Origin of the sequence: Cytobacillus firmus (assembly GCF_023715565.1) — a bacterium.
In the GTDB taxonomy this organism is placed as follows: domain Bacteria; phylum Bacillota; class Bacilli; order Bacillales; family Cytobacillaceae; genus Cytobacillus; species Cytobacillus firmus_C.
Map to the genome: position 1 here is coordinate 1 of NZ_JAMBOJ010000085.1, position 16,478 is coordinate 16,478.

The following is a 16,478-nucleotide window of genomic DNA, read 5'->3' on the forward strand; positions in this document are numbered from 1 at the left end:
ATACCGAACACGGAAGTTAAGCTTCTCAGCGCCGATGGTAGTTGGGGGCTGTCCCCCTGTGAGAGTAGGACGCTGCCGGGCATATGAAAGAGCACCTGATGGGTGCTCTTTTTTGTGTGTAATGATATGTATCTGATTCAAATGGACTCTTTTTTATATATGAAAAGTGCAGTTATGCGTCACTTCGGTCGACAAATGCGTCACTTCGGCACAGATATGCATCACTATCACGCTATATGCACCAGAATCAAATTATATGCACCATTCCTATCTTTATGGTCATTTTCGTTTCTGCAACGCAGGATTGTGCTAAATGTTAGATAAACTCCCAAACCTGCTAGATAAATCATAAAGCATGTTAGATAAATTCATAAACCTGCTAGATAAAACCCAAGACCTGCTAGATAAACGCCAAAACCTGTCAGATAAACCGCCAAGCTATGCTTCTTGCCTGAAAAAACAGCCGGCCACCTGATTAAATTCGCACTCTTCCTCTTCCAAACACCCACAACAAAACAACAAATGCAGCTCACAAATGAGAGCCGCAGTCAGCATATCCTTAAATAAAACCTTACTGCTTCTTATCAGCCAAATACTGATAAATCAAATACGGCCCCTTTAAAGCCGTAATTTGAAGGAAAGTTTGAATAAACGGATAGTCTTTATTCGGCATCATTTTGATGAGTTCGCTCCACCATTCAGTTTCGTAGCGGGCAATCATGCTTAAGTTATACAGCAGCAGATAATGAATAAGAAGTTCAGGGATATCATTCAATTCATCTTTAGCTAGCGGGAAGAAGAACTTTCCAGCATCCGGACTATACCGTAATGGCTTAAAATTATATGTATTCAAATTTTCCAACTTGAATTTCAATGCTGACCCTTCTGATTCCTGAAAGCTTATATGAGAGTCTGACTTTGACTGCAGATACTCCACAAAACGGGATTCGGTCATATGAAAGCGATCAAGAATCATTTTTGGCAAAATTAATTTATCCTTTTCCAGTCCTGCTTCGAGAAATGTTTTACGGCCCTCCGTCTGGCTGTACAAATCATTAAGTTCCGGAATCTGGCCGAATAACTCTCCCATCGTTATTTTTTCGCCTTCCAAATGTTTCATGTGAAATAACTTTTCACCCATATAAGGGAAAAGCCCGCTTTTTTGAAATTTCACTTCATCCTGAAAAAAATTATATTGCTGTTTTTTTCTTTTTCGGGTAGATACCCCGTGTGCCAAGACCGAAGTGGTCTCGGGATAATTAGGGTCTACAGTCAATATGCAGGCCTTCACAAGGTGAACCAGCCCGTAAAAAAAGAGAATCGGCTGGATGACTAGTGGTGCCTTCTCTGCCTGCTCATAGTATACTTGCCCGTGTTCTAGATAGTATATAAAAGGGTAACTGTTTTCATAGCTCTTTTGTTCAGCCTGCTCAAGGTTTTGCTTTTGGTAGCATTTCTTTAAAAATTCCTGTGAAGTGTTCGCAGAAAAAAAATACAAAAAGGAGCTTTTAGAATCAAATGGATGTATCACTGGTAGTCCTCCGAATCTTTTGAAAAATCCAACATATCATTCCGTCCTTGACAGTATTTTGTCCAATTGATAACCTACTAATAATATTTTCGAGTCCAGGAGGTCAAAAAAGATGTGGGAAACTAAGTTTGCTAAAGAAGGTTTAACTTTTGATGATGTTTTACTGGTTCCATCGAAATCAGAGGTACTTCCTCGTGATGTCAGCCTTAAAGTTAATTTGACTGAAAAGATTGCACTCAACATTCCAGTGATTAGTGCCGGAATGGATACGGTAACTGAAGCAGAAATGGCGATCGCTATGGCGCGCCAGGGCGGTTTGGGAGTTATTCATAAAAACATGTCCATAGAACAGCAGGCTGATCAGGTTGATAAAGTAAAACGTTCAGAAAGCGGCGTTATTACGGACCCATTCTTTCTCACTCCAGAACAGCAGGTATTTGACGCAGAACATCTAATGGGCAAATACCGGATTTCAGGTGTGCCTATCGTCAACAATACTGAGGAACTGAAGCTTGTTGGCATTCTGACAAACCGTGATCTCCGATTCATTCAGGACTTTTCGATAAAAATTTCCGATGTAATGACAAAGGAAAACCTTGTAACGGCTCCGGTTGGAACCACATTGGATGAAGCAGAAAAGATTCTCCAGAGGTATAAAATTGAAAAATTGCCGCTGGTAGATGATGAAGGTGTTTTAAAAGGGTTAATCACCATTAAAGATATTGAAAAAGTTATTGAGTTTCCCAACTCGGCAAAGGATGAGCGCGGTCGCCTGCTGGCAGGTGCAGCAGTTGGTGTAACAGGTGATACGATGAAACGCGTTGAAATGCTTGTGAAATCAGACGTGGATGTAATTGTAGTGGATACGGCACATGGGCATTCAAAAGGCGTGCTTGATACCGTACGCGAAATCAGAAATACTTATCCGGATCTGGCCATTATTGCCGGAAACGTTGCGACAGCTGAAGCAACAAAGGATTTGATTGAAGCAGGTGCCGATATTGTAAAAGTGGGAATCGGACCTGGATCGATTTGTACAACACGCGTTGTTGCAGGTGTAGGGGTACCGCAGATCACAGCTGTTTATGACTGTGCAACCGAAGCACGCAAGCATGGAAAGTCCATTATTGCTGATGGCGGAATTAAATATTCCGGGGATATTGTGAAAGCATTGGCAGCCGGCGGACATGCCGTTATGCTTGGCAGCCTTCTTGCAGGTGTTTCTGAAAGCCCGGGCGAAACGGAAATTTTCCAGGGACGCCGCTTTAAGGTATACAGAGGAATGGGTTCAGTTGCAGCCATGGAAAAAGGCTCAAAAGACCGTTACTTCCAGGAAGATAATAAAAAGTTCGTTCCAGAGGGTATCGAAGGGCGCATTGCATATAAAGGTCCTTTAACTGATACCATTTACCAGCTTATCGGAGGTATCCGTTCCGGAATGGGCTATTGCGGAACAAAAGATCTTCACGAGCTTCGCGAAAATGCCCAGTTCATTAAAATGACTGGTGCAGGCCTGAGAGAAAGCCATCCGCATGATGTGCAGATCACAAAAGAAGCACCAAACTACTCGCTATAATTCATCAACTGTGCTAGCGAAAAACAGCAATTAGAGCAGAAGAGGGAAACCTCTTCTGCTTTTTTTATGCCCAAAAATGGATACTAGGAAAATATCAGTGCAGGCAAGTGGGTCAATCATGCCACAAGAGAGGCAGGAATAGGTAATTACTCTATCTATTCTTTGAATCAGAGTTATGATAAAATAACAAAAGTGTATTAAAACGTTGGAGGGCAGTAAAATTGAAGAAAACATTATACCGTAAGTCTATCGCTGGATTCCTTGCCTTGGTCATGATATTAGGTCTTTTACCTGGTATACATAAAGCACATGCGGAAGATATCTTAAATATCAATGCCGATGCTGCTATTTTAGTAGATGCAGAGACTGGAAAGATTTTATATCAAAAAAATGCGGATAAAGTACTGGGCATTGCCAGTATGACGAAAATGATGACAGAATACCTGCTTCTTGAAGCCGTTGAAAAAGGCAAAGTGAAGTGGGATCAGGAATACGCAGTAAGTGAAAATGTATGGAAAGTCTCACAGGACCGTGCCTTATCAAATGTTCCGTTAAGAAGAGACGGCAAATACAATATCCGTGAATTGTATGAAGCCATGGCTATCTACTCTGCGAATGGTGCAACGATTGCGATTGCAGAGACGATTGCCGGTTCAGAAACGAACTTTGTTAAAATGATGAACGAAAAAGCGGCAGAGCTTGGGCTGAAAGACTATAAATTCGTTAATTCCAGCGGTTTGAATAACCGTGATTTAAAGGGTTCTGTTCCAGCAGGCGGTCCTGAGGAAGAAAACGTAATGTCAGCGAGAGATACAGCTACTCTGGCTAAAGAATTGATTAACCGGTTCCCGGAAGTGCTGGAAACGGCAAGTACCCCTAGAAAGACCTTCAGAGAGGGTACAGATGATGAAATTAAAATGGAAAACTGGAACTGGATGCTTCCTGAGCTGGTATATGGCTATGAAGGGGCAGATGGCCTTAAAACAGGTACAACTGACTTTGCCGGATACTGTTTCACAGGTACAGCTCTGAGAGACGGCAACCGCTACATCAGTGTGGTTATGAACGCTAAAGGAGCGAATGGCCAGGCTACTTATAAATCAAGATTCGATGAAACTAAGAAAATGTTCGACTTCGGCTTCACCAACTTCACGAAAGAAGAAATCGTTCCTGCCAACCATCAGGTGAAAGGCAAGAAAACAGTGCCTGTTACAAAAGGGAAAGAAGATAAAGTGAAGATTTCTTCTAAAGATGCCATCGAAATGGTTATGAGAAATGGGGAAAAGGAAAACTTTAAGCCCGTTCTTGTTCTGGATAAAAAGAAATTAAATGAAAATGGTGAATTGACTGCTCCAATTAAAAAGGGAGAAAAGGTCGGCTACTTAACGATCGAGTCTAAAGAGGACGGGAAGCTTGAATTCCTGTCTGATAAAGGGAAAGACAATATCCAGGTGGATGTTGTAGCCGCTGAAAGTGTTGAAAAAGCAAACTGGTTCGTGCTGACTATGCGCAGCATCGGCGGTTTCTTTGGTGACCTATGGGGTAGTGTTTCCTCAACTGTAAAAGGTTGGTTTTAAGAAAAAGGGCTTTCCTGTCTTGACAGGAGCCCTTTTTCATTGCATATTTTCAATAGGGAAAATTCCGAGTAAGTTAATCTATTTTCCTTTTTTTGAAAAATTATTTTTATCACAATATTTAACCCATCCAGAGCAGATGGTATTTACGAAGGGGGATAAACATGAAGACAGGTACAGATCGTGTTAAACGGGGAATGGCAGAAATGCAAAAAGGCGGCGTTATTATGGACGTCGTTAACGCTGAGCAGGCAAAAATCGCAGAAGAAGCTGGTGCAGTAGCAGTTATGGCACTTGAGCGCGTTCCTTCTGATATCCGTGCAGCCGGCGGTGTAGCACGCATGGCAGATCCGCGTATTATGGAAGAAGTAATGGGAGCAGTCTCAATCCCGGTAATGGCAAAAGCGCGTATCGGCCATATTGTAGAAGCTCGTATACTTGAAGCGATGGGTGTCGATTACATAGATGAGAGTGAAGTTTTAACTCCCGCGGATGAAGAATACCATTTGAATAAAAGAGATTACACTGTTCCGTTCGTTTGCGGATGTCGTGATTTAGGCGAAGCAGCACGCCGTATTGGCGAAGGTGCTTCCATGCTTCGCACAAAGGGTGAGCCTGGGACTGGAAACATCGTTGAAGCTGTGCGCCATATCCGCAAGGTGAATGCACAGGTGCGCAAAGTTGTCGGCATGAATGAAGATGAATTAATGACAGAAGCTAAGCTTTTGGGAGCGCCATATGAGCTTCTTTTGGAAGTCAAGAGCCTTGGACGCCTTCCAGTCGTAAACTTCGCAGCAGGCGGCGTTGCAACACCTGCAGATGCAGCTCTAATGATGGAGCTTGGTGCTGACGGTGTGTTCGTAGGATCAGGTATCTTCAAATCTGAAAACCCTGCGAAATTTGCACGTGCCATTGTGGAAGCTACTACACATTATCAGGACTACAAATTAATTGCTGAACTTTCAAAAGAACTTGGCACACCGATGAAGGGTATCGAAATTTCTTCATTGGCTCCTGAAGCTCGTATGCAGGAGCGCGGCTGGTAAGGAGAATAGATATGATAAAGGTTGGAGTATTAGGGCTGCAGGGTGCGGTCAGAGAGCATGTTCTATCGGTAGAAGCATGCGGCGCCGAAGCTGTGGTCATCAAACGCAAAGAGCAGCTTGATGAGGTGGACGGGCTGATCCTGCCTGGCGGTGAGAGCACGACCATGAGACGCCTCATAGATAAATACGATTTTATGGACAGCCTTAAGGAGTTTGCCCAGTCAGGAAAGCCGATGTTCGGTACATGCGCCGGGCTGATCCTTCTTGCAAAACACATTATTGGCTATGATGAGCCTCATATTGGTGTAATGGATGTCCGGGTGGAAAGAAATTCATTCGGCCGCCAGCGTGAAAGCTTTGAGGCTGATCTTGATATTGCCGGAGTGGCAGAAGATTTTGCGGCAGTCTTTATCCGTGCGCCGCATATTGTCGAGGCGGGGGAGAATGTTGAAATCCTTTCCAAGCACAATGGACGGATTGTGGCTGCGCGTGAAGGCAGGTTCCTCGGTTGCTCCTTTCATCCGGAACTGACGGATGACCATCGCCTGACAGGTTATTTTGTTGAAATGATTAAAGAGTCCAAGCAATTAGCAATTTGAATATTTTGGTTGCAAATGGAACATAATTGTAGTACATTATGAATTACAAAATTCTTATAGCTGAAAAGCAATGAGAGGAACTAGTAACAGGAACTTTGTTCTTTAGAGAGCCGGTGGCTGGTGAAAACCGGTGAATAAACCCTGTGAATCCATCCTCGAGCAAAGCATGGAACACCCGGGAAGGCCCGGGAAAAGTAAATGCTTTCGGTTAAAACCGTTATGGATTTAAGGTGGAAAGCTTATGCTTTCAACTAGGGTGGCAACGCGGGTAACTCTCGTCCCTTTCTTGGGGACGGGAGTTTTTTGTGTTCTAAATTATTTTTAGGAGGTACTAAAGATGCTGGACATTAAATTTTTGAGGGCTAATTTTGAAGAAGTGAAAAACAAGCTTCAGAACCGCGGCGAGGATTTGACGGATCTCGGAAAATTCGAAGATCTGGATGTGAAAAGACGTGAATTGATTGTAGAAGCAGAACAGCTGAAGAGCAAAAGGAATGAAGTATCCCAGCAGGTTGCAGCCTTGAAGCGCGAAAAGCAGGATGCAGACCATTTAATCACAGAAATGAGAGAAGTCGGCGACAAAATTAAAGCATTGGATGAGGAGCTCCGCACGGTCGAGGAAGAATTGGACCAATTGCTGTTGAGCATCCCAAACATTCCTCATGAAAGCGTGCCTGTCGGTGAAACAGAAGACGATAATGTGGAAATCCGCAAATGGGGGGAAGTTCGTGACTTCGAATTCGAACCAAAGCCGCACTGGGATGTTGCAACAGATCTTGATCTGCTTGATTTTGAGCGTGCCAGCAAAGTAACAGGCAGCCGCTTTGTATTTTACAAAGGCCTTGGTGCCCGCCTTGAGCGCGCACTATTCAACTTCATGCTTGATTTGCACACAGACGAGCATGGCTATAAGGAAGTTCTTCCTCCGTACATGGTCAACCGTGCAAGCATGACAGGAACAGGACAGCTTCCGAAATTTGAAGAAGATGCGTTCCTGATTGAAAGTGAGGATTACTTCCTGATTCCAACTGCTGAGGTGCCTGTCACCAATATGCATAGGGAAGAAATTCTGAATGCAGATGAGCTTCCGATTAACTATGCGGCATTCAGTGCATGCTTCCGTTCTGAAGCAGGTTCTGCCGGCCGTGATACACGCGGGCTGATCCGCCAGCATCAGTTCAACAAGGTAGAGCTTGTGAAGTTTGTGAAGCCTGAAGAGTCTTATGATGAGCTTGAAAAGCTGACAGGACACGCAGAAAAGGTCCTCCAGCTGCTAGGCCTGCCATACCGTGTAATGAGCATGTGCACAGGCGATCTTGGATTCACAGCCGCGAAGAAATACGATATCGAGGTTTGGATCCCAAGTTATAACACGTACAGAGAGATCTCTTCTTGCAGTAACTTCGAAGGATTCCAGGCAAGACGCGCCAATATCCGCTTCCGCCGCGAGGCAAAAGGCAAGCCGGAGCATGTGCACACATTGAATGGATCCGGCCTTGCGATCGGCCGCACGGTGGCAGCTATCCTGGAAAATTACCAGCAGGCTGACGGAAGTGTTATCATTCCGGAAGTACTTCGTCCATATATGGGCAATCGGGAAGTTATTAAGCCTTAATAGAAGGATTGGAGCGGACTTACAATCCGCTCTATTTTTTTGAAAAATAATGTTGACATCCTATTTGAGAGATGATATAGTATTTCTTGTCGATACGGAGGAATACCCAAGTCTGGCTGAAGGGATCGGTCTTGAAAACCGACAGGCGGGTCAAACCGCGCAGGGGTTCGAATCCCCTTTCCTCCTCCATTTTAATTGACATCTAACACGCGCATAAATATTGGAGATACATAAAGCCGCTGACGCATCAGCGGTTTTTTTGTGCGTTCAAAGAAATAACCGCCGATAATGGCGGTTATTTTTTCAATAATTGCGTTTGTCTTAGGAAGTAAGAAATGCGCTCCACAATCGGCTCAATGGATTGCTCATTCTGAATGATGTCATAATCATTGATATTCAGGCGCAGGACCGGACATGCGTTAAAGCTGTTGATCCAATTTTCATAGCGCTGGTGCATTTCTTCCCAGTAGGAAATCGGTGTCTGCTGCTCCATCGGACGGCCGCGCTCCTGAATGCGGGAAAGAATGTCATCAAGCGAGCCTTCGAGGTAAATAAGCAAATCAGGGTGCGGGAAGTATGGTGTCATCACCATTGCATCAAATAAACTGGTGTAGGTTTCATAATCGACCTTGGACATCGTCCCTTTTTCATAATGCATTTTGGCAAAGATGCCTGTGTCTTCATAAATAGAGCGGTCCTGAACAAAGCCGCCGCCATATTCGAAAATGCGCTTCTGATCCTTGAAGCGTTCAGCCAGGAAGTAAACCTGCAGGTGAAAGCTCCAGCGGTTGAAATCTGCATAGAACTTATCAAGGTAAGGATTTGTATCAACCTTTTCGAAAGAGGTTCGGAACCCCAGTGCATCCGCAAGCGCATTGGTCATTGTTGATTTTCCGACTCCGACGGTTCCGGCAATGGTAATGACAGCGTTCGAAGGAATCTCATATTTCTGCCTTAGATTCATAAGTGTATACTCCTCTTTTTTAATGATGTCGATAAGGTATCGAATATATGCATTAAGTCTGCTTCATTTTTCACAAAATCCAGCTGATCCCCGTTAAAGCGGATGACCGGAATATCCGGGTGCTGCCTTTCGAACTCATTCATAGCCGTTTCATAATCAAGGGATAATTGCTCGAGATATAACGGACTGATGTTCTTCTCAATTTCACGGCCTCTCAGCTCGATTCGGTCGAGCAGTGTTTCAAGGCTGGCATTCAGATAGATGATGACATTCGGCTTTGGCATATCACCCGTCAGAATGTCGTAGATCTTTAAATACTTCTGATATTCAGTCTGATTCAATGTGCGCTGTGCAAAGATCAGATTCTTGAAAATATGATAATCCGCCACAACAGGCTTATTTTGGGCCAGGTAGTGATTGTTGATATCAACCAGCTGTTTGTAGCGGTTGCATAGGAAAAACATCTCAGTCTGAAAGCTCCATTCTTCAATGTTTTCATAGAATTTTCCTAAAAAAGGATTTTCATCAACAATCTCTTTTAGCAAGGCATATTGAAGTTTCTCAGAAATTGCTTTAGCGAGAGATGTTTTCCCAACGCCAATCGGTCCCTCTACTGTAATAAAAGGTATTCCCCCCATAGTAATCATCCTCCTGCATTGCTTATTTATCTATAGAAACCATTTATAAGTACGTTCCAAAATGACACAAAGCTTATTTTATCACAGTATGGAGTGGAAGGGATATGGAATTTCGGCTGGAAATAAGAAAATAAGAGCACATTATCTGAAAAATAAAAAAGCTGCCTGTAAAGGGCAGCTGCTGTGTTATCATGCTCTTTTTGTCACATCGAAGTTTTCCGTAATCAGAAGCCAATTTTGCGGGAAAGACAGGCCGAGCTTCCAGTAGCTCATGCCCCGCAGCTTCAGTTCTTTAATTAAGTCGAATTTAGCCTGGATGGAGCGGGCATCCTCAAACCAGACTTCATGCCTTTTCCCGTCAGGTGCTGTGTAGTTAAAAAATGGGGCCTGTGCTTTGTAGTCATATTGAATGGCCACATTATTTTCCGCTGCAATCTGTATGGCCTGCTGGGGACTGACGGCTTTTGCGGTGGTGCCCTGGACAAACGGAAGTGTCCAGTCATAGCCATACAAGTTCTGGCCCATCATGATTTTAGAAGATGGCATTTCACTGATTGCGTATTCCAAAACCTGCCTCACTGGGCCGATCGGTGAAACGGCCATAGCCGGACCGCCGCTGTAGCCCCATTCATAGGTCATGATGACGACAAAATCAACAATCTCCCCGTGGGCTTTATAATCATGTCCTTCATACCAGAGCCCTTTCTGATCGGCGCTGGTTTTCGGGGCCAATGCGGTGGAAATCAGCCAGCCTTCCTGCCTGAATCTTGCCTTCGCTTTTCTGAGAAAATTGTTATAGGCTTCTCGGTCAGCCGGACGCAGAAACTCAAAGTCAAAATGAATATCCCTGAAGCCGTATTTTTTAGCCGTAGCTGTAATGTTATCCAAAAATTTATTCTGGATCGCCATATCATTTAACAGTATTCTGGCGAGTTCGTCATTGAACTGATCGTTTTCCTGATTTGTGATCACCATCATCAGTACATTATTATTGGCTCTCGCAATAGCTGGGAAATCATTCAGAAGCGGCTCCTTCAAAGAGCCATCGCGTAGAGCCTGGAAACTGAACGGCGCCAGATAGGTCAGATAAGGAGCGGCCTCTCTTGCGCTTTCCTCCAGTTCAGGGGCGACTGTATTGCCTCTTGGCTCTACATAGGCATTGAATTCTGCTTTCGTTTTCGGGCGGGGCGGGATATAAAGGCGGAACCCCACCTGAAGCGGCTGGCTTACTGAAATGCCATTAACTGAAGCCAGCTGCTGATAAGAGATGCCAAACTTTCTTGAAATCGAGTAAAGACTGTCACCAGGCTGCACCCAATAAAAGCTTCCTATTATCGGAATAACTAGTGTCTGGCCGATGACCAGATTATTAGGATTGGGAATTTCATTTGCTTCAACGAGATCCTGAACAGTCGTTCCATATGCCTGGGCAATGCCGAACAAAGACTGGTTTTGCTGGACAACATGAATCTGCAATCTATCTCCCTCCCTGAAAAACACATCTTAAACACTACTGCCATTTTATGAAGGAAACAGGGAAGAAATGTTATAATTGTTTTCAGAGAAGGAAGATAAATTGGCTTTTAATACGTTTTCCATCATCTTTAAGGCATTTGCATTATCATGGTCATCGTTGGAAACAGTGCAGTCATGCGGTATATGCAGATTGTATTCTCTCATATAAGCGTCATTGGCTGAAAACAGGACACAGATGTTGCCTGCGATTCCGGTCATGACTAGCAGATTGACGCCGAGCTGGTGCAGGAGAGTATTTAAGGCAGTGCCATAAAAAGCGGAGTGCTTTGGCTTTATTAAAAAATAATCATCCGGAGACGGGTGCATTTCATGAAGGATACGCTCACTGACAGGATTGCGGCAATGATTCATAATCGTATCGAGATCAGCCTTCCAGAGGTTATAATGATCATTCACGTAAATGACCGGGAGACCCTGTTCATGGAATGCGGTCTTTAGCTCATTGATGGGCTTTATGATATTCAAAGCTTTTTCAGCAAGGATTTTGCCATGGTGAAATTGAAAGTCGTTAATCATGTCAATAATGATAAGAGCCGGTTTATAGGCTTGCGGATTTTTCATCGAATCGCTCCTTTAAGAGTATTTTTCGTAAAAGGGGCCGCTTTTACACAGATGTTAAGAGAAGGAATGAAGATATTTGATTCAGGAATCATTCACTGAAGATGAACTGTATATGCGGGAGGCTATCAAGGAAGCTAAGCTTGCTGAAGAACTGGATGAGGTTCCAATTGGCGCTGTCGTTGTTCTGGACGGAGAGATTATTGCCCGTGCCCATAATCTGAGAGAAGTGAATCAGACTGCGATTGCGCATGCGGAACTCCTGGCCATTGATCAGGCATGCAAAAAACTCGGAACCTGGCGGCTGGAGAATGCCGTCCTCTATGTAACTTTGGAGCCCTGTCCGATGTGTTCGGGATCCATCATTCTGTCGCGCATCCAAAAGGTGGTGTATGGAGCCGCGGATCCGAAAGGCGGCTGTGCCGGAACGCTCATGAATCTTTTGCAGGATGAGCGGTTCAATCACCAGAGTGAAGTCGTCGCAGGGGTGTTGGAAGAAGAATGCGGCGAGATGCTTTCAAGTTTTTTCCGGAACTTGCGAAAGCGCAAGAAAGACGAGAAGAAGAGAAGGCAATTGCGGCAGATGGAACAGGATACAGGAATTGACAATGGTTAGGCATTGCTTTTTCCTCTGATTATTAGTATACTTATAAATGCGTCGGACAAAGACGCACCTTAATATGGTATCAACTTTGCCGTGCTAGGCGGGGAGGTAGCGGTGCCCTGTACTCGCAATCCGCTCTAGCGAGGCTGAATCCCTTCCCGAGGCTGGTGTCCTGTAGGGCCTGCCTTAAGTAAGTGGTGTTGACGCCCGGGTCCTGCGCAATGGGAATCCATGAATCATGTCAGGTCCGGAAGGAAGCAGCATTAAGTGGACGCTCCCATGTGCCGCAGGGTTGCCTGGGCCGAGCTAACTGCTTAAGTAACGCCTATGGGCGCCAGTCGACGGAAGGTGCACGGCAGTTTATATTGTAATTAAAACTCATCCTTTTGCGGGGTGGGTTTTTTGTTGCATTTTTTTCTCTAGGTTTTGTAAAAAGGAATTTAGATACGTTATAATAGATGAAGGACTATACATAGGAAGGGGGCGTGTCAGTGAGTTATCAAGCTTTATATCGTGTTTGGCGCCCGCAGCAGTTCATCGATGTTGTCGGCCAGGAACATGTGACAAAGACTTTGCAAAACGCCCTGCTTCAGGAGAAGATATCACACGCCTATTTATTTTCCGGCCCCCGTGGAACCGGTAAGACGAGTGCGGCAAAAATACTTGCAAAGGCTGTTAACTGTGAGAAGGCACCTGTCACTGAACCGTGCAATGAGTGTTCGGCCTGCAGAGGGATTACAGACGGATCAATTCCTGATGTCATTGAAATCGATGCCGCATCCAATAATGGTGTAGAAGAAATCAGGGATATCAGGGACAAAGTGAAATATGCCCCGAACGCTGTAAAATATAAGGTTTACATCGTGGATGAGGTGCATATGCTTTCCATTGGAGCCTTCAATGCGCTGTTAAAAACGCTTGAAGAGCCGCCTAAGCATGTTATTTTTATTTTAGCCACAACCGAGCCACATAAAATTCCCCTGACGATTATTTCCCGCTGCCAGCGATTCGATTTCAAACGGATTACGGCTCAGGCGATAACAGGAAGAATGAAGCTGATTGCGGATGAAACAGATGCAGCTTATGAAGAGCAGGCCCTGCAGATCATCGCAAGAGCCGCAGAAGGCGGTATGCGTGATGCGCTCAGCCTGCTTGATCAGGCAATCTCCTTCAGTCAGGATCGTGTTACAGTCGAAGATGCCCTGTCTGTAACAGGTGCGGTGTCGCAAGGGTTTTTAAATAAACTGGCAAGAGCGGTTAAAGACCGGGATGCTGCATCCGGGCTGGAATTTCTGGAGGAGCTCCTTTTTCAGGGGAAAGATCCATCCCGCTTTATAGAGGACTTTATCCTTTATTACCGGGACATGCTTTTATTTAAAGCGGCTCCAAGGCTGGAGGAATCATTAGAAAGAGTTATGCTTGATGAGGACTTCCAGCAGCTTGCCGGAGAAGTGGAACCGGAAGAGCTTTATGAGCTGATTGAGGTACTGAACAAGGCCCAGCAGGAAATGAGATGGACCAACCATCCGCGAATATTCCTGGAAGTGGCGATTGTGAAGCTGTGCCAGCTTGAACAGCGGGAGAGACCAGGGCAGTCTGCAGACATCAAGCCGCTCATACAGCAAATCGAACAGCTGCAGCACGAGCTGGCGGAATTAAAGAAAAACGGCATAGCGGTGAAAGATGATGGGGCTCCTGCTGTACAGAAAAAACCGCAGAGAAGTTCACGCAAAGGATTCCAGGCACCAGTAGGGAAAGTGAATGAAGTACTGAAGCAGGCTACAAAAAACGATCTGGTGGCTGTAAAGAGCCGCTGGGGAGAGATGCTGAACCTGCTTGTTCAAAACCAGATGCGCTCCCAGGCAGCCCTTCTTAATGAAGCAGAGCCTGTAGCCGCATCGGAAACAGCCCTTATCGTAAAATTCAAATATGAAATTCATTGTCAGATGGCCATGGATAATGCGAAATTTCTGGATACTTTGGGAAATATCCTGTTTGAACTTTTAGGAAAGAGATTGCAGCTGGTCGGCATTCCGGATGAACAATGGCAAAGTGTCAGGGAGGATTTCCTGCGCAGCCAGCGTGACGGAGATGAGTCTGGCGGAGGCTTCGGCGGAAATGAGGAAGAGCCTCATGTGGCTGAAGCAGTCAAGTTATTTGGCGCTGAACTAATTGAAATTAAAGAATAGAAACTAGTTGGAGGTATGTAAAATGCGCGGTGGAATGGGAAATATGCAAAATATGATGAAGCAAATGCAGAAAATGCAAAAGAAGATGGCTCAGGCACAGGAAGAGCTTGGTGAAAAAAGAATTGAAGGAACAGCCGGCGGCGGAATGGTGACTGTCGTTGTATCCGGACATAAACAAGTTTTAGAAGTAAACATTAAAGAGGAAGTTGTTGATCCGGAAGACATCGAAATGCTTCAGGACCTTGTCCTGGCGGCAACTAACGATGCACTGAAAAAAGCGGAAGATTTAACAAACGATACGATGGGCCAATTTACTAAAGGAATGAACCTGCCGGGAATGTAATTAAACATCCCGAAGGAGTGCTTAAAAGCACAGACAGGCCGGGCGCCAGCGAACATAGCCTGATGGGATATCCATCAGGCCATCATGATCGCGGCGCTTTTCCTTTTCATATAGGAGGAAACATACATGCATTATCCTGAACCGATATCCAAGCTGATTGACAGCTTTATGAAGTTGCCCGGAATCGGCCCGAAAACGGCTGCGCGTCTGGCGTTTTTTGTTTTAGGCATGAAGGAAGATACTGTGCTGGATTTTGCGAAAGCGCTGGTCAACGCGAAAAGAAATTTATCTTACTGCTCTGTCTGCGGCCATATTACGGACCAGGATCCCTGTTATATATGTGAGGACCAGAGACGCGACAGGTCCGTCATCTGTGTGGTCCAGGATCCGAAAGACGTGATTGCCATGGAAAAGATGAAGGAATACAACGGGCTGTACCATGTCCTTCATGGAGCAATTTCTCCGATGGATGGGATTGGGCCTGAAGATATCAATATTCCTGACTTATTGAAAAGGCTTCAGGATGAGACGGTCCAGGAGATTATTCTTGCCACCAATCCGAATATTGAGGGGGAAGCAACAGCCATGTACATCTCCCGCCTGATCAAGCCATCCGGCATTAAAGCTACCCGGATCGCCCATGGCTTGCCGGTAGGCGGAGACCTGGAGTATGCGGATGAAGTAACACTCTCAAAAGCGTTAGAGGGAAGAAGAGAAGTTTAAGCACGGAGGCTGAGTATATGTTTTTTCGCAGAAAAAAGTGGCTTCGCAGCGAGTTTGATGAGAAGCTTCTGGATCAGCTGAACAGATTGAAAACAGATTGGAACAACCAGAAATCACTGGTAGAAAAAAGCTTTGATCCATCCCCTGAGGCAATCAGCCAGGCAAAACTGGCCGAAGCGAAATACTTTTTTCTATTCAGGGAAGCTAAAAAGAGAAATGTTAAAGTGAGAATGTAAGTAATTTATTTAACGGGAAGAAAATACTTGTCCTCCTCTAAGGTCTTTTTTGTACACACTAATCATAAATTAGTAGTACAAGTTTCCTGAGAGGAGGATTTTTCTTTTGGATCCTATCGTAGTGATTTCCATTTTGGGGGGATTAATTTTATTGCTTCTATTTATAGGAGCCCCGGTAAAACCGGTGAGATTCATAGGGCAGGGAGCCATTAAACTGATCATAGGTGCACTCCTATTATTTTTCTTAAATGCATTTGGGAATCAGATTGGCATTCATGTTCCTATAAACCTTGCCACTTCGGCCATTTCCGGTTTCCTTGGCATTCCAGGATTGTTTGCCCTTGTTGCTATACAGACATGGATTATTTAACTTTACAGCCGTTCTGAAGCGGCTGTTTTTATTTTTAAATCTTTTTTTAGTAATTCTGTTGACAGCTCTTTTTGATGGTGATAATATATTAAAGGTCGTCACCACGACGCAATGGAAAACAACTTACAAAAAAAGATGTTGACATTGAATCGTGAGAATGATATATTAATAAAGTCGCTTCTGAGCGGCGGATTGATCTTTGAAAACTGAACGAACAATACGTCAACGTTTAAATCATTAGTCTTTTTTGAAAAGACAATCGAGCTTAATCAACTCTTATATGGAGAGTTTGATCCTGGCTCAGGACGAACGCTGGCGGCGTGCCTAATACATGCAAGTCGAGCGGACAGATGGGAGCTTGCTCCCTGAAGTCAGC

16 protein-coding genes, 1 tRNA gene, 2 rRNA genes, 1 other RNA gene and 1 other annotated feature are annotated in these 16,478 nt (G+C 44.6%); of the genes, 15 read left to right on the forward strand and 5 right to left on the reverse strand.

Annotation, left to right across the window (positions count from 1 at the left end; genetic code table 11):
• Positions 1–81, forward strand: a 5S ribosomal RNA gene (gene rrf, locus M3205_RS26065); the annotation flags it as partial.
• Between the two features lie 490 nt (positions 82–571).
• Here the strand turns inward: rrf and M3205_RS23160 are convergent.
• Entirely contained in the window at positions 572–1,531 is a 960-nt protein-coding gene (locus tag M3205_RS23160; protein WP_251172051.1) for a YaaC family protein, read from the reverse strand.
• Between the two features lie 112 nt (positions 1,532–1,643).
• Between M3205_RS23160 and guaB the strand changes: the two genes are divergently transcribed.
• From guaB to M3205_RS23190, 6 genes are all read left to right on the forward strand, one after another.
• On the forward strand, positions 1,644–3,107 hold the full coding sequence (gene guaB, locus M3205_RS23165) for an IMP dehydrogenase (protein ID WP_251172052.1): 1,464 nt from the start codon (positions 1,644–1,646) through the stop codon (positions 3,105–3,107).
• Positions 3,108–3,379: 272 nt separating this feature from the next.
• Positions 3,380–4,684, forward strand: a complete 1,305-nt coding sequence (locus M3205_RS23170) for a D-alanyl-D-alanine carboxypeptidase family protein (RefSeq protein ID WP_251172062.1) — start codon at positions 3,380–3,382, stop codon at positions 4,682–4,684.
• A gap of 161 nt (positions 4,685–4,845) precedes the next feature.
• On the forward strand, positions 4,846–5,727 hold the full coding sequence (gene pdxS / locus M3205_RS23175) for a pyridoxal 5'-phosphate synthase lyase subunit PdxS (RefSeq protein WP_251172053.1): 882 nt from the start codon (positions 4,846–4,848) through the stop codon (positions 5,725–5,727).
• A gap of 11 nt (positions 5,728–5,738) precedes the next feature.
• Positions 5,739–6,326, forward strand: a complete 588-nt coding sequence (gene pdxT, locus M3205_RS23180; RefSeq protein WP_251172054.1) for a pyridoxal 5'-phosphate synthase glutaminase subunit PdxT — start codon at positions 5,739–5,741, stop codon at positions 6,324–6,326.
• A gap of 61 nt (positions 6,327–6,387) precedes the next feature.
• Positions 6,388–6,612 (forward strand) — a binding site (T-box leader).
• Positions 6,613–6,663: 51 nt separating this feature from the next.
• Positions 6,664–7,941 (forward strand): serine--tRNA ligase, encoded by a 1,278-nt coding sequence (serS, locus tag M3205_RS23185; RefSeq protein ID WP_251172055.1) that lies wholly within the window; start codon positions 6,664–6,666, stop codon positions 7,939–7,941.
• Positions 7,942–8,037: 96 nt separating this feature from the next.
• Positions 8,038–8,130, forward strand: a tRNA-Ser gene (locus M3205_RS23190).
• A gap of 106 nt (positions 8,131–8,236) precedes the next feature.
• Here M3205_RS23190 and M3205_RS23195 read toward each other — a convergent pair.
• From M3205_RS23195 to M3205_RS23210, 4 genes are all read right to left on the reverse strand, one after another.
• Entirely contained in the window at positions 8,237–8,905 is a 669-nt protein-coding gene (locus M3205_RS23195) for a deoxynucleoside kinase (RefSeq protein ID WP_035333477.1), read from the reverse strand.
• A complete protein-coding gene (locus M3205_RS23200) occupies positions 8,902–9,543 on the reverse strand; it encodes a deoxynucleoside kinase (protein WP_251172056.1) in 642 nt (213 codons plus the stop codon). The genes M3205_RS23195 and M3205_RS23200 overlap by 4 nt, the downstream gene beginning before the upstream one ends.
• A gap of 189 nt (positions 9,544–9,732) precedes the next feature.
• On the reverse strand, positions 9,733–11,019 hold the full coding sequence (locus M3205_RS23205) for a LysM peptidoglycan-binding domain-containing protein (protein WP_251172057.1): 1,287 nt from the start codon (positions 11,017–11,019) through the stop codon (positions 9,733–9,735).
• A gap of 45 nt (positions 11,020–11,064) precedes the next feature.
• Positions 11,065–11,640, reverse strand: coding sequence for a cysteine hydrolase family protein (locus M3205_RS23210; RefSeq protein WP_251172058.1), 576 nt, complete (start codon positions 11,638–11,640; stop codon positions 11,065–11,067).
• Positions 11,641–11,716: 76 nt separating this feature from the next.
• Between M3205_RS23210 and tadA the strand changes: the two genes are divergently transcribed.
• From tadA to M3205_RS23250, 8 genes are all read left to right on the forward strand, one after another.
• Positions 11,717–12,253 (forward strand): tRNA adenosine(34) deaminase TadA, encoded by a 537-nt coding sequence (tadA, locus tag M3205_RS23215; protein WP_285886901.1) that lies wholly within the window; start codon positions 11,717–11,719, stop codon positions 12,251–12,253.
• A 79-nt stretch (positions 12,254–12,332) separates the two neighbouring features.
• Positions 12,333–12,597: signal recognition particle sRNA large type (gene ffs, locus M3205_RS23220), an RNA gene on the forward strand.
• A 135-nt stretch (positions 12,598–12,732) separates the two neighbouring features.
• Entirely contained in the window at positions 12,733–14,430 is a 1,698-nt protein-coding gene (dnaX, locus tag M3205_RS23225) for a DNA polymerase III subunit gamma/tau (RefSeq protein ID WP_251172059.1), read from the forward strand.
• Positions 14,431–14,452: 22 nt separating this feature from the next.
• On the forward strand, positions 14,453–14,773 hold the full coding sequence (locus tag M3205_RS23230; RefSeq protein ID WP_095246243.1) for a YbaB/EbfC family nucleoid-associated protein: 321 nt from the start codon (positions 14,453–14,455) through the stop codon (positions 14,771–14,773).
• 126 nt (positions 14,774–14,899) lie between these two features.
• Complete coding sequence (gene recR, locus M3205_RS23235) at positions 14,900–15,496, forward strand: recombination mediator RecR (RefSeq protein ID WP_251172060.1); 597 nt, start codon at positions 14,900–14,902, stop codon at positions 15,494–15,496.
• Between the two features lie 17 nt (positions 15,497–15,513).
• Positions 15,514–15,732, forward strand: a complete 219-nt coding sequence (locus M3205_RS23240) for a YaaL family protein (RefSeq protein ID WP_251172061.1) — start codon at positions 15,514–15,516, stop codon at positions 15,730–15,732.
• Between the two features lie 106 nt (positions 15,733–15,838).
• Positions 15,839–16,102, forward strand: coding sequence for a pro-sigmaK processing inhibitor BofA family protein (locus M3205_RS23245; RefSeq protein WP_035333490.1), 264 nt, complete (start codon positions 15,839–15,841; stop codon positions 16,100–16,102).
• Between the two features lie 277 nt (positions 16,103–16,379).
• A 16S ribosomal RNA gene (locus M3205_RS23250) occupies positions 16,380–16,478 on the forward strand; the annotation flags it as partial.

Coding starts and splice junctions, on each gene's coding strand:
- M3205_RS23170 (WP_251172062.1), top strand. CDS start 3,380: ATGATATTAGGTCTTTTACCTGGTATACATAAAGCACATGCGGAAGAT.
- serS (WP_251172055.1), top strand. CDS start 6,664: ATGCTGGACATTAAATTTTTGAGGGCTAATTTTGAAGAAGTGAAAAAC.
- M3205_RS23200 (WP_251172056.1), bottom strand. CDS start 9,543: ATGGGGGGAATACCTTTTATTACAGTAGAGGGACCGATTGGCGTTGGG.
- M3205_RS23195 (WP_035333477.1), bottom strand. CDS start 8,905: ATGAATCTAAGGCAGAAATATGAGATTCCTTCGAACGCTGTCATTACC.
- pdxS (WP_251172053.1), top strand. CDS start 4,846: ATGAAGACAGGTACAGATCGTGTTAAACGGGGAATGGCAGAAATGCAA.
- pdxT (WP_251172054.1), top strand. CDS start 5,739: ATGATAAAGGTTGGAGTATTAGGGCTGCAGGGTGCGGTCAGAGAGCAT.
- guaB (WP_251172052.1), top strand. CDS start 1,644: ATGTGGGAAACTAAGTTTGCTAAAGAAGGTTTAACTTTTGATGATGTT.
- M3205_RS23240 (WP_251172061.1), top strand. CDS start 15,514: ATGTTTTTTCGCAGAAAAAAGTGGCTTCGCAGCGAGTTTGATGAGAAG.
- recR (WP_251172060.1), top strand. CDS start 14,900: ATGCATTATCCTGAACCGATATCCAAGCTGATTGACAGCTTTATGAAG.
- M3205_RS23230 (WP_095246243.1), top strand. CDS start 14,453: ATGCGCGGTGGAATGGGAAATATGCAAAATATGATGAAGCAAATGCAG.
- M3205_RS23210 (WP_251172058.1), bottom strand. CDS start 11,640: ATGAAAAATCCGCAAGCCTATAAACCGGCTCTTATCATTATTGACATG.